10 protein-coding genes are annotated in these 12,475 nt (G+C 70.5%); 4 read left to right on the top strand and 6 right to left on the bottom strand.

The window, feature by feature from the left end:
- Positions 1 to 98: 98 nt before the first annotated feature.
- The 4 genes from ABD259_RS22000 to ABD259_RS21985 all read left to right on the top strand — a co-directional run bounded on the left by ABD259_RS22000 (position 99) and on the right by ABD259_RS21985 (position 4,185).
- A complete protein-coding gene (locus tag ABD259_RS22000) occupies positions 99 to 1,667 on the top strand; it encodes an alkaline phosphatase D family protein (RefSeq protein ID WP_344165063.1) in 1,569 nt (522 codons plus the stop codon).
- Between the two features lie 253 nt (positions 1,668 to 1,920).
- The gene (locus tag ABD259_RS21995) at positions 1,921 to 2,532 is read left to right on the top strand and encodes a transglycosylase family protein (protein WP_344165060.1); all 612 of its coding nucleotides are present in this window, start codon (positions 1,921 to 1,923) and stop codon (positions 2,530 to 2,532) included.
- 499 nt (positions 2,533 to 3,031) lie between these two features.
- Positions 3,032 to 3,694: an aggregation-promoting factor C-terminal-like domain-containing protein gene (locus tag ABD259_RS21990; RefSeq protein WP_344165057.1), complete on the top strand. Its 663-nt coding sequence runs from the start codon at positions 3,032 to 3,034 to the stop codon at positions 3,692 to 3,694.
- Positions 3,695 to 3,897: 203 nt separating this feature from the next.
- Positions 3,898 to 4,185: a hypothetical protein gene (locus tag ABD259_RS21985; RefSeq protein ID WP_344165055.1), complete on the top strand. Its 288-nt coding sequence runs from the start codon at positions 3,898 to 3,900 to the stop codon at positions 4,183 to 4,185.
- Between the two features lie 148 nt (positions 4,186 to 4,333).
- Here the strand turns inward: ABD259_RS21985 and ABD259_RS21980 are convergent, their stop codons facing one another.
- From ABD259_RS21980 to glpX, 6 genes are all read right to left on the bottom strand, one after another.
- Positions 4,334 to 6,034: a serine/threonine-protein kinase gene (locus tag ABD259_RS21980; protein ID WP_344165053.1), complete on the bottom strand. Its 1,701-nt coding sequence runs from the start codon at positions 6,032 to 6,034 to the stop codon at positions 4,334 to 4,336.
- A gap of 226 nt (positions 6,035 to 6,260) precedes the next feature.
- The gene (locus ABD259_RS21975; RefSeq protein ID WP_344103760.1) at positions 6,261 to 7,646 is read right to left on the bottom strand and encodes a class II fumarate hydratase; all 1,386 of its coding nucleotides are present in this window, start codon (positions 7,644 to 7,646) and stop codon (positions 6,261 to 6,263) included.
- Between the two features lie 200 nt (positions 7,647 to 7,846).
- Positions 7,847 to 8,482, bottom strand: a complete 636-nt coding sequence (locus ABD259_RS21970; protein ID WP_344165050.1) for a lytic polysaccharide monooxygenase auxiliary activity family 9 protein — start codon at positions 8,480 to 8,482, stop codon at positions 7,847 to 7,849.
- A gap of 443 nt (positions 8,483 to 8,925) precedes the next feature.
- A complete protein-coding gene (locus tag ABD259_RS21965; RefSeq protein ID WP_344165047.1) occupies positions 8,926 to 9,534 on the bottom strand; it encodes a DUF1707 SHOCT-like domain-containing protein in 609 nt (202 codons plus the stop codon).
- 156 nt (positions 9,535 to 9,690) lie between these two features.
- On the bottom strand, positions 9,691 to 11,169 hold the full coding sequence (locus ABD259_RS21960) for a DUF3352 domain-containing protein (protein WP_344103768.1): 1,479 nt from the start codon (positions 11,167 to 11,169) through the stop codon (positions 9,691 to 9,693).
- Between the two features lie 204 nt (positions 11,170 to 11,373).
- A complete protein-coding gene (gene glpX / locus ABD259_RS21955) occupies positions 11,374 to 12,399 on the bottom strand; it encodes a class II fructose-bisphosphatase (RefSeq protein ID WP_344103770.1) in 1,026 nt (341 codons plus the stop codon).
- Positions 12,400 to 12,475 lie beyond the last annotated feature (76 nt).

Genomic DNA, 12,475 nt, shown 5'->3' with positions numbered 1-12,475 from the left:
GCTGTGTTCACGCTGCGGTCGGCGTGCGTTCGGGTGGGGGTCGGGGCCGCTGGCGTAGATTGCCGTGCGCGTCTTGTCCCTGCACGGAGGAGCCACGCATGGCCGAACGATCCCCCGCGTCCCCGGTGTCCCGACGCGCCCTGCTCACCTCCGGCGCCGTCGGGCTGGCCACCGCCGTCGCCCCCGGAGCTGCCCCTGCCCTCGCCCAGGGCCGAAACCGGCCCGTTCTCACCCACGGCGTCCAGCTCGGCGATCCGCGCGCTGACGGCGCCGTGGTGTGGACCCGGGCGGACCGCGCCGCGCGGATGATCGTGGAGGTCTCCTCCCGGCCGGACTTCTCCGACGCCCGCGTCGTCCGCGGCCCGATGCTGACCCGAGCGCACGACGGGACCGGGCGGGTACGGATCACCGGGGTGGAGCCGGGCACGCGCGTCCACCTGCGGGTGCGCGCCGAATCCGGCAGGTACGCCAGCGAACCCGTCGAGGGCTCGTTCCGCGTTCCCGGCGGCGGGGACGGTCCGATCCGCTTCCTCTGGTCGGGCGATGTCGCCGGGCAGGGCTGGGGGATCAACCCCGACATCGGCGGGATGCCGATCTATGGCGCCATGGCCGACCGCGATCCCGACTTCTTCGTGCACAGCGGCGACACGTGCTACGCGGACGGGCCGCTGCGGGACAGAGTCGCCCTGCCTGACGGCCGGACCTGGAGCAACCTGGTGACCGAGGAGAAGAGCAAGGTCGCCGAGACCCTGGCGGAGTTCCGCGGCCAGTTCGCCTACAACCTGCTCGACGACGGCGTCCGCGCGTTCGCCGCGCGTGTCCCGCATATCGTCCAGTGGGACGACCACGAGGTCGTCAACAACTGGTACCCGGGCGAGGTCCTGGACGACGACCGCTACACCGAGCGCCGCGTCGACGTGCTGGCCGCCCGCGCCCACCGGGCGTTTCACGAGTGGCAGCCGATCATCCCCACCGAGGCCGTCGACGGCCGCGTCTACCGCAAGCTCTCCTACGGTCCCGAGCTTGATGCCTTCGTCATCGACATGCGCCCCTACCGGGACCCCAACTCGCCGGGCACGGCCGACCGCGAACGGATCCTCGGCGAGGTCCAGGCCCGGTGGCTGGTGCGGGAGATGGCGGCCTCCACCGCGACCTGGAAGGTCGTCGCCTCCGATATGCCGATCGGCCTGGTCGTGCCCGATGGGGACGACATCGAGGCGGTCGCCAACGGTCGGCCGGGCGTCCCGCGCGGTCGGGAGGCCGAGATCGCGTGGGTGCTGCGCCGGCTGCACAGCGACGGCGTGCGCGACGTCGTCTGGCTGACGGCGGACGTGCACTACACGGCGGCGCACCACTACGCGCCGGAGCGCGCGAGCGGCCCGGAGTTCACGCCGTTCTGGGAGTTCGTCTCCGGCCCGCTGCACGCGGGGGCGTTCGGCCCCAACGAGCTCGACCCGACATTCGGTCCCGAGGCGGTCTTCGTCCAGGCGCCGCCGCGCGCCAACGTCTCCCCCATGGAGGGTTTCCAGCACTTCGGGGAGGTCGAGATCGACCGCGAGACGCGCGACCTCACGGTGTACCTGCGCGACGGCAACGGCGACACCCTCTGGTCCACGACGTTGACGCCGCGGGGGCGGCCGGCCCGCCGCCAGCGAGGCAAGATGTGATTCACGTCACACAGCGAATGCCCCTTCCGCTTCTTCGGGGTGCGGAAGGGTGGGACCCGTTCTGTACGAACTCCCGGAGTGCGTGAACATGCCAACGTGTGGTTACACAGAGCGACGCAACGCATGCGCATGGTTGTGCGACGGCGGGGCCGTCCACCTGCCGGCACGGCAGGCGTCATCGGCGCGCTGCCGGGGGTGACGTCGCCCGCGCGTGAAGGTTCGACGCGCGAACGGCGAACAGAAGGGGGGACTCGTGTTACTCAACCGGATCTCAGGACGGCTGGCCGCGGGCGTCGGCGCCGCGTCGGCGATCGCGGGGGTGGCCTTCGTTGTCGCCGCGTATGCCGACTCCGACGCGGACCCCGGCCAGGCGGTCTCCGCGCTGCGGCCGACCTCGGACGCCTCCGACGACTTCTTCGCCGCCACCGAGCGGATCTCCGAGACCGACCTGCGCAAGCAGCGCGAACAGGCACAGCAGCGGATCGACGCGGCCAGCGGAGCGGCCGTCACGACGGGAACGGGTTCGGCCGCGGAGGTGAAGGAAGAGCCCGAGGAGAAGGACGAAGATGACGCGGGCGGCTCCGACGGGGCGATCGATCCCAATATCGGCGGCGCCGTCGACGGCCTCAACTGGAGCGCCCTGGCCGCGTGCGAGTCGGGCGGCGACCCCGCAAAGGTGAGCCCCGCCGGGTACTACGGCCTCTACCAGTTCAGCATGTCCACATGGCACTCGGCCGGTGGGACGGGGTCACCCGCCGAGGCGAGCGCCGACGAGCAGACGATGCGCGCCAAGAAGCTCTACACCATGGTCAACGGCAACTGGCAGGGCCAGTGGCCGGAGTGCGGCCAGCACCTGTTCGACTGAGCCCCTCGGAGCGCCCGGCTCCGTCGAGGTCCCTTCGGGCCCCGCGATCACCGATCGCGGGGCCCGAACCGCGTCCTGCCCGGGAATGCGGTTCGCGTGGCGGACGCCGCCGCGGCGAGGCGCCCGCGCAAGCGGTTCTCCCCTGTGACGCGTGATCACTCAGTGTGCATCAACGCAGGTGGGACTTGGCTCAATGTTTACCGTGTGTGGTGTGATTCACGTCATAGGTGGATTTTGCGTGGTCTTCTGTGTCGATGCGGCAGGGTTGGATCCGTTCCATAAGGAGTCCCCCGGAGCGCGGGACGGGTACCGATGTGACACCCCCACGGACCCCCAGACCCCGTGCGCGAGGTCGCGAATGCGGCGGGGCGGCCGGCGGTCGCGCCCCCTCTGCTACATCCGCCGCTCAACTCCCCATGGCAATCCGACCTGTGACTCCCGGGGCCGAGGTCGATCACGCGCGTCACCGCCGGGCGCGTGACTGGCGAAAGGGCGATTTGTGCTACTCAACCGGATCTCGTTGCGGGCGGCTACGGCCGTGGGCTCCGCGACGCTGGTCGCAGGCGTGACCTTCGCGGTGACCGCGTTCGCGGACACCGGCGCCGACCCCGGGCTGGCCGCCTCAGCCGCCACCGCGGCGCGGCCCCCCGAGGCCGCCCCCGACGACTTCTTCGCCGCCAGTGAGCCGGACTCCGATGAGGACCTGGCTCGGCGGCGTGAAGAGGCCAAGGGACTGATGGAGCAGGCCGGGAACTCCGCGGTGAGCTCGGGAACGGGCTCCCTCAAGGAGGAGAAGGAAGAAGAGGAGGCGGAGGACGAAGCGGACGACGACTCCGGCGACTCCGACACCCCGGTTCCCACCGGCGACCCCAAGGCGATCGCCAAGGCCATGCTCGGCGACTACGGCTGGGGGCAGGAGCAGTTCACCTGCCTCGAACCGCTGTGGGAGAAGGAGAGCAACTGGAACCACCAGGCCAAGAATGCCAGTTCCGGCGCCTACGGCATTCCGCAGGCGCTACCCGGAAGCAAGATGGCCAGCGCCGGTTCCGACTGGGAGACCAACCCGGCCACCCAGATCAAGTGGGGCCTGGGCTACATCCAGGGCCGCTATGACAACCCCTGCGGCGCCTGGGCGCACTCACAGGCCAACGGGTGGTACTGATCCAGCGGCGTGCGATGGCGTGAGCCGAGGCCGCGCGTGCACGGTGGGCCCGCGGGCGTCAGCCCGCGGGCCCACCGCGATTCGCCGGAGCGTTCCCGGGGTACACCCAGCATTCCTCGCCGTCACCGAGATCCGTGGGGCCGCCCGGATCGGGTGACCGGCTCAGGCCGGGGTCCGGACAGGCCCCGGAGCGGGAGGTTACGGTGGCGGAGACGAGACGACATCCCCCGGCCCTGGAGCGCGGCGTGTACCGAATCGCTATCAGCCATGTGGACAACCCCGGCCGCAAGATCACTCCGACCCACCAGGACACGGCACGTACCGTAGAGGACGCGGTATCGGTGGTGCGGAAGTGGCTGCACCCGCTCGACTCGTCCCCGATCCTCGCCGACGACGTGCAGCAGGCGGTGAACGTCGCCGACTTCCGGGTCGACATCGCCGCCACGACACCCGGCCAGGTGTACCGGGTCGTCATCGCCCCCAGTATGTAGCGCTAGGTAGAGCAGGGTCATATGTGCCGAATGTGCGGCAGAGACAAGCAGGGTAAAGCCATCTGCCCCTGGTGCCGGGACTCCTCGCCCCCGGTCGAAGCAGGGTGACCCGACAGGGCGACCAGGCGGATCCACGGGGAAGCACGGATCAGGCCCGGGGCTCGAAGGAGTCCAGGATCGATCGGTGCAGTCCCTGGTAGTCAGTGGCCGCATGGGCCGGGACGTCCCACACCAGAACGTAGCCCTCGCCGTCCTTCACGACGACGTGCGCGGCCAGCCGCCGTTCCGGGGTCGTCCAGCTGCCATCGACGTATTCGATCTCCGCGTAGGCGACGTCCCAGGACGCCGGGAAGCCGGGTGCGGACCCGACGAGCTCGATCGTCTCGTAGCCCCCGGCCTCGGCCTCCTCGTCGAACGACACCAGCACCTCGTAGGCGCTCTGCGGCTCGGAGTCCTCGATCGTCCACGATTCCACGTGGAGCTGGGCGTCGCCGTCGGGGTGCGTGAACTCGACAGCGCGATCGTCGCCGTTGGACGCGCGTACCTCCCAGTCCGACGGGTGGTCGATCGCGTACCACGCGTTGGAATAGGTCGTGGCGCCGCGCATGGGGCCGTCCACAGCCGCGTACATGGCGAGCCAGACCAGCGGCACCAGGGCCAGGAGACCGAGCACGCCCCCGGCAAGGAGGACCCCCACCCACCCCGAACGTGAGCGCCGTGCGCCGGGCCGCGTGTGGGCTCCGGCGGCGGGAGGCACCCCAGGCGGGGGAGCGGGGGCCGGCGCGGACCATCCGCCGGGGGGCGGAAACGCCATCGCCCCGGTGGGCTGCCCTCCCACCGGGTGCGGTGTCGAAGGGCCCCCGGGGCGGGGCGTGACCGGGCCGTTCGGCCGCGGAGTGACGGAGCCGGGCGGCCGCGGCGTCACCGGACCGCTGGGATACGGCGTCGTGGGCCCCTGCGGTGGCTGGGGGTGGGGAGGCGGGTCCTGCCGCCCCCGGTCCGCGGTGGCCGTTCGGCCGGGCGATGGCGTGCTCTCGCCGAGCAGCCCTAGCGCCTGGTCGGCGGTGAGCCGTCGCGCCGGGTCACGGTCCAGCAGGCCCCGGATGAGCGGCGCCAGCGGTCCCGCGCGTTCCGTGGGCGGGACCGGGGCCGAGAGCACCGCGGCGATCGCCGCGGTGACACTCTCCCGGTGGAACGGGGAGGCGCCCTCACACATCGCGTACAGCGTCACCCCGACGCTCCACAGGTCCGCGGCGCTGGTCGCCTGCTCACCGCGGACCCGCTCCGGCGGCATGTACTCGGGCGAGCCGACCAGCGTGCCGGTGCGCGTGATGGTGGATCCGCCCTCGACCGTGGCGATCCCGAAGTCGGTGAGCGTCACCCGGTCGCCCTCGGTGAGCATGACGTTCGCGGGTTTGATGTCGCGGTGGATCACCCCCGCCGCGTGGGCGGCGCGGACCGCTTCGAGCAGTTCCCGCGCGATCGCGGCGACGCGCCGGAGGTCGAGGGGGCCGCCGGTGCTCAGCTCCTCCTGCAGCGACCGGCCGCGGATCAGCTCCATCACCACCCAGGGGTGGCCCTCGACGTCGAGGACGTCGTGGATGGTGACGACCGAGGGGTGGGTGACGCGGGCGGCCGACTGGGCCTCGCGCCGCACCCGCGCGTGCGCCTCCGCGCGCTGGGACTCGGTGAGACCGTCGGGAAGCAGCACCTCCTTGACGGCGACCTCGCGGGCAAGATGGGGGTCCCACGCCAGCCACACGACGCCCATGCCGCCGGCACCGAGTTTGCTCCGCAGCCGGTACCTGTCGGCGATGACGCGCTCGCCGCCGTCGTTGCTCTTCGCCATGAGCAGCCTTTGCCGGGGGAGAGAATGGGGGGAAACGCAGTGGGTTCACCTGCAGATTACTCACAAGATCACGATGATGATCACTTTCCGGCGAATTGGCGTGAATCGGCCACGACGTTATCGGAGAAGGAGCGCGGAAAAAGGAAAAGCTGGCGCACCGGGACATCCCGGCACACCAGCTTCCCCGCCGTTCGAGCCCGATGGGCGGGCGACCAGGCCGCGCGTCTTAGGAGTTCGTCATCTTCAGCACGTCGAGCGCCTCGTCGAGCTGCGCCTCGGTGAGTTTGCCGTCGGCGATGTAGCCGCGTTCGAGCACGACCTCGCGGATCGTCTTGCGATCGGCCAGGGCCTGCTTGGCGACCTTGGCGGCCTCCTCGTAGCCGATGTAGCGGTTAAGCGGCGTGACGATGGAGGGGGAGGACTCGGCGTACTCGCGGCAGCGCTCCTCGTTGGCCTCGATCCCGGCCACGCAGCGGTCGGCGAACACGCGGGAGACGTTGGCCAGCAGGCGGACCGACTCCAGCACGTTGCGGGCGATCAGCGGGAGCTGCACGTTGAGCTCGAAGTTGCCGCTGGCCCCGCCGAACGCCACCGCCGCGTCGTTGCCGACGACCTGCGAGGAGACCTGCAGCATGGCCTCGCACAGCACCGGGTTGACCTTGCCGGGCATGATCGAGGACCCCGGCTGGAGGTCGGGCAGGAAGATCTCCTGGAGGCCGGTGCGCGGGCCGGAGCCCATCCAGCGGATGTCGTTGGCGAACTTGGCGAAGCTCACCGCGATGGTCCGCAGCTGGCCGGAGAGTTCGACCAGGCCGTCGCGGGCGCCCTGCGCCTCGAAGTGGTCGCGGGCCTCGGTCAGCGGCAGACCGGTGGCGTTCGCGATCTCGGCGATGACCCGCTCGGAGAAGCCCTCGGGGGTGTTGATGCCGGTGCCGACGGCGGTGCCGCCCAGCGGCAGCTCGGCGACGCGCGGCAGAACGGCCTGCAGGCGCTCGACCCCGTAACGCACCTGTGCCGCGTAGCCGGCGAACTCCTGGCCCAGGGTGACCGGGGTGGCGTCCATCAGGTGCGTGCGCCCGCTCTTCACGACGGTCGAGAACTCCACCGACTTGCGGGTGAACTCGCCCTCCAGGTGGCGCAGCGCGGGGATCAGCTCGTTGACCACGGCCGCGGTCGCGGCGATGTGGATCGACGAGGGGAACACGTCGTTGGACGACTGCGAGGCGTTGACGTGGTCGTTGGGGTGGACGTCCTCGCCGAGGCGCGCGCTCGCCAGCGTCGCGACGACCTCGTTGGTGTTCATGTTGCTGGACGTGCCGGAACCCGTCTGGAACACATCGATCGGGAAGTGGTCGTCCCACTTGCCCTCGGCGACCTCCAGGGCGGCCTCGCGGATCGCCTTGGCGAGGCGGTCCGGCACGACCCCGAGCTCGGCGTTGACCTTGGCGGCGGCGGCCTTGATGTGCCCCAGAGCGGCGATGTGCGCGCTCTCCAGGCCCTGCCCCGAGATCGGGAAGTTCTCGACCGCGCGCTGCGTCTGCGCACGCCACTTGGCGTCGGCGGGGACCTTGACCTCGCCCATCGAGTCGTGCTCGATGCGGAATTCACTCATTGCTGAAAGACACCTCCAGGGAAACCTGTGCACAAGACTGCCAGATACCCCGCGCCGAGGCTTCCCGCACCCCGCTTCACACGCCCACGACCTCCCGGAACGTGCTGAGCGTCACGTTGGTCGCGAAGGCGGCCCCGGGCCGCTGCGGGACGGTCCGGGGCCGGGGGGGAGGGTCCGTCAGCCGAGCGCCGCGGCGCGTGTCACCTGAAGACCACGTCGGAGCAGGAGTAGAACGCCTCGGGGCTGTCGGACCGCTGCCAGATCACGAACAGCATGTGCCGTCCGCTCTTGTTCGGCAGCCGCACCGTGGTGCTCCACCGGCCGTTCCAGGTCGCCGGGTCGGTGACCGTCGTCAGCGGTGTCGGTTCCAGGTCGGACCAGGCCAGCGGCAGGGCCGGGTTGTAGCCGTCCCGGGTCAGGTAGAACTCGTAGGTCCCGCGGTGCGGGGCGGTGGCGTGGAAGGTGAGGGTCCGCGTCCCGCCCGAGGGCAGGTCGGTGGCGACCCAGTCGGTGCGCGCCGCGTCGAAGGCCGCGTACTTGGCGCGTCCGGCGCTGCACAGCCGCCCGTCGGGGATGAGCTGGCGGTGCCGTCCGGCGGCGTTGGGGATGTTGACCTCCATCCAGTCGTAGACGGGCTGTGTGCCGCCGCGGGCGATGGCGTCTCGGCACGCGTCGGAACGGGGGTTTTCCGGCCCTTCCAACCGGCAGTTGTAGACCCGGCTGACGGGGTCCTGCATGCTGCCGTGGGCGTTGGCGGCGGACGCGGTGAGTCCGCTGAACAGCAGGGTGAAGCCGCCGATCACGGCGAGGGCGGCCGTCGTGCGTCGTCTGGGCATAGGTGTCCTCCTGTGGGAGCGGGGGCCGGGGCCGGGACCGCGCCCCGGGGCCCACCGGGGGAGTTCCAGACGGTGCGCACCGAATGGTGGGGGGTGACCGAAATATAGGCACGGATTCAACTAAAAGGAAAGGTACTTTCCTGTCATTTGTCCGTGCAGGTCAACGTGGGGACAACGGAGATCACCGAAGAGGCATGGACCAGTGCAGGCGGTGGGGCGGACCAGTGGCCTTCTGGTGCGGGGGTGGCGTGGACGCTAGAGATCACTTACCTGGCACTCGGTTAACCTTCAACATTCCGGGGGTGGTATCCGGATATGTATCGAGCACGACGCCGAGCCGCTCGCCGACCGTCGCGGTCGGGAGCACCCACCGCATGGGCCAGCCCCGTCCTCCGGTCACTCACCGGAGACGACCTTGAACAGCCCTCCCGGGAATCACGCGTCTAGTCGAGTTCGCGGCGCCCGCGCCATCGGGGCAGAGACCAACGCCCGCGTCGGCTCCGCCGCCGCGGCGCGTGCACGCTCACCGAGCCGAAGAGGGAGAACCCCTCGATCTCCAGGACCGGCGCGTCGCTCTCCTCCGGCGGACGCGCGCCGCTGGTGCGCCGCCCGAGGAACGCCCGGCCGCCCATCCGCACGTCGATCCCCTCGGGCACGCGGATGCGGACGCGGCCGAAGAGGCTGAAGGCGTTCATGCGGACCCGGCTACGCATCATCAGCGCCTCGCGCAGATCCACATCGGCGGTGCCGCCGACGGCCACCACGTGCTCCTCGGCTCGCAGGACCCACCGTCCGGAGCGGCGGACATCGCCGAAGAACGCGGTCACCGGCCCCGCGTACGGCTGGATCGGCTGCCGATCGGCCGGGACGAGGTCGCGGGTGATCGCGGGCAGCTCGCCGAGCGTGCGCGCCCGGTAGACGCGTTCGGCGCGCTCCTCGAACTCGGAGATGTCCAGCCGCCCGTCCTCCACGGCGCTGCGCAGCACGTCGAAGACGCGCTCCCGATCGGCATGGGAGGCGCGCAGCCGTTCCGGAGGCAGTGCGTTGTCCACACCACCCCACGTTAGCCGGATCGGCCGCTTTCGGCGGTGGTGCGTGCCGACGGTCCGGAACGCGAAACGGGCGGCATCCCCGCTGGGGGTGCCGCCCGCTCGCCGCTCGGGCCGTCCGCGGCCGCTACGGTCGCCGCGGTCGCGTCAGGCCGCGGCCTAGGCGCCGCCGGACGGAGCCCACCGCGCCACGATGGAACCGTTGGACCCGTCGAAGTTCACCGCGCCGCCCACGGCCCCCCACTGCTCGGGGTTGGCGATGTCGTCGTCCGGCGAGAACTCCCGCAGGTTCATGTACACACCGACGTGGGAGTCCTCCGTCCCCTCCATGACCCGCTGGAAGAAGGCGTCGTCACCGAGTTTTCCGGCGCCGGTCGCCCCCGAGGAGATGACGACCGTGTCGCCGTCCGTGTCCACGCCCGGGGCGGACTTGTAGTTGGCCTCGGACATCGCCGTGGCGATCTCCTCCAGCAGGTCGGCGTCGGCACCGGTCGCTCGGTACTGGAGGGAGAAGTCGTTGGAGAAGACGTCGTCGAACGACCCCTCGACATCGGTGATGCCGAGCGCGGTCTTGGACCCCAGGAGCTGGGTGAAGCCCTCGGGCAGGGACACGTCCTGCGCGTCCAGGGCGTCCTCGAAGTCGCCGAAGTCGTCGGGGTTCTCCTCCCAGACCTGTTCGGCCACGCTGTCCAGGCCGCTGCCGCCCACCGCCATCACGGTGTTGTTCGGCAGAGACGACATCGCCTCCAGCCCGGGCTCGGGAGCCTTGTAGTCGTCCAGGGCGTTGCCGCTCTTGACGTCGAACATGTCGCCGCGCACTTCCGCGTACTCGCTCTCGATCTTCAGCGACATCGCGACGCGGCCTTCGACGTCCTCACCGCCGGTCAGGTCGTCGAAGGGGTTGGAGGACCTGCCGTAGCCGCTGGAAGGCGAGTCGGCCTGGATCCTGCTGAACTCTCCCAGGTCCATCCACGCCGTCGCCAGGGTGTCGCCGCCGATGCTCTGCATGTCGGACGCGAAGTCCTCCTGGGCGTCGAGTGTGCCGCTGGCCGCGATCTTGCTGTCCAGGTCGCTGAGCGTCGCGCTGTTCGGTGCGAGGAGGGCGAAGTCGTCCCGGAAGTCGAAGGACAGGTCCTCCTTCTTCTGGACCTCCTGCAGCGCTGTCCGGGCGGCGTCCTCATCGGTCACGGCCACGGCGAACGCCGCCGCCATGCCGTCCCGGGAGACCTGGGCGGCCTCGGAGTCGGTCTCCCACATCGCGAACCCGAAGCGCTTGCCGAGCCACGGCTCGACGTCCTTGTCGTAGTCGAGGTAGTCGAACTCGCTCTCGACGAGGTCGCGCGCGGGGTCGGATTCGGGGTCGAGCTCGTCCTTGACCTCGTCCGGCAGCTTGCCCGCGAACTCCGCGTAGTTCGCCAGCTGCCCGCCCGACGGCTTCAGGTCGAGCTTGGCGAACATCACCGACGACGACGGCATGACCGTCTCCGGCTGCGGTCCGCCGAACCACCCTCCGAGTACCGTGTTGGCCGCCCACACGGTGGACGCCAGCAGCACGACACCCAAGCCCGCGGCGACCGGGACCATCCAGATGCGCTTCTTCCGCGGTGCGGCGTACTGCGGCGGCTGCGGTGCGCCCATGCCCATCGGATATCCCGGATATCCGGGTTGTCCGGCGGGCTGTCCCCCGGTCTGCGGACCGGGAGGCGCCCACGACGGCTGGTTGGGCGGGTCAGGATAGGACATCGAACCTCCGGAGGGACAAGCTTGGTCGATGTAGACCGTACCAATCCCGAGGTCGTCAATTTCCCCTGATCCCGCCCATATCGCCGGGCCGGACAGTCCCTAACGAGCGGTCTCGAAGTCCACGCCGGAGTAGGTCGCGAGCTTGTCGATGCGGTGCTCGCTGTGCACCTTGCGGACCGTGCCGCTGCGCCCGCGCATCACCAGCGAGTCGGTGACGGCGCCTCCGGGCTGGTAGCGGACGCCTCCGACCAGCTCGCCGTCGGTGATGCCGGTCGCCGCGAAGAACACGTCCTCGGAAGCGACCAGGTCGTCGGTCGTCAGGACACGGTCCAGGTCGTGCCCGGCGTCGATCGCCTTGCGCCGCTCATCCTCGTCCTGTGGCCACAACCGGCCCTGGATCACACCGCCGAGGCACTTCATCGCGCACGCCGTGATGATGCCCTCGGGCGTACCGCCGATCCCCAGCAGCAGGTCCACACCGGTCCCCTCGCGGGCGGCCATGATGGCACCGGCCACGTCGCCGTCGGTGATGAACTTGATGCGCGCACCGGCCTCACGCACCTCGCGCACGATCGACTTGTGCCGCGGCCGGTCGAGGATGACGACCGTCACATCAGCGGGGGTGCCGCCCTTGGCGCGGGCCACCGCCCGGATGTTGTCGCCGACCGGCGCGGTGATATCCACCACGCCCGCCGCCGCGGGACCGGTCGCCAGCTTGTCCATGTAGAAGACGGCGGACGGGTCGAACATTGACCCGCGGGGGCTCACGGCGATGACCGCGATCGCGTTCGGCATACCCATCGCGGTCAGCCGGGTGCCGTCGATCGGGTCGACCGCCACGTCGCACTCCGGCCCCGCGCCGTCGCCGACACGCTCGCCGTTGAACAGCATCGGGGCGTTGTCCTTCTCCCCCTCGCCGATAACGACGGTTCCGTCCATCGACACGGTGCTGATCAGGTGGCGCATACCGCGCACGGCCACACCGTCGGCCCCGATCTTGTCTCCCTTGCCGACCCAGCGGCCCGCGGCCAGAGCGGCGGCTTCGGTCACCCGGACCAGTTCGAGTGCCAGGTTGCGGTCAGGCGCCTCCGGCGCGTGCGGCACGGGTGCGGTGGGATTGGTCATCTTTCGAACAGCCTCTCAGGTGCAGCACTCAATGCCCAGGTCACAACGGGTGCTCTCGTGGGCACAACGTTCCCCC

The organism is Nocardiopsis rhodophaea (assembly GCF_039530945.1).
GTDB lineage: Bacteria > Actinomycetota > Actinomycetes > Streptosporangiales > Streptosporangiaceae > Nocardiopsis_C > Nocardiopsis_C rhodophaea.
This window is presented reverse-complemented; position numbering and strand designations above follow the sequence as displayed.

Bases quoted from the DNA above. Each gene is read 5' to 3' on its own strand.
- ABD259_RS22000 (WP_344165063.1), top strand. From the start codon at position 99: ATGGCCGAACGATCCCCCGCGTCCCCGGTGTCCCGACGCGCCCTGCTC.
- ABD259_RS21980 (WP_344165053.1), bottom strand. From the start codon at position 6,034: ATGGCGAAGAGCAACGACGGCGGCGAGCGCGTCATCGCCGACAGGTAC.
- ABD259_RS21975 (WP_344103760.1), bottom strand. From the start codon at position 7,646: ATGAGTGAATTCCGCATCGAGCACGACTCGATGGGCGAGGTCAAGGTC.
- ABD259_RS21970 (WP_344165050.1), bottom strand. From the start codon at position 8,482: ATGCCCAGACGACGCACGACGGCCGCCCTCGCCGTGATCGGCGGCTTC.
- ABD259_RS21960 (WP_344103768.1), bottom strand. From the start codon at position 11,169: ATGGGCGCACCGCAGCCGCCGCAGTACGCCGCACCGCGGAAGAAGCGC.
- glpX (WP_344103770.1), bottom strand. From the start codon at position 12,399: ATGACCAATCCCACCGCACCCGTGCCGCACGCGCCGGAGGCGCCTGAC.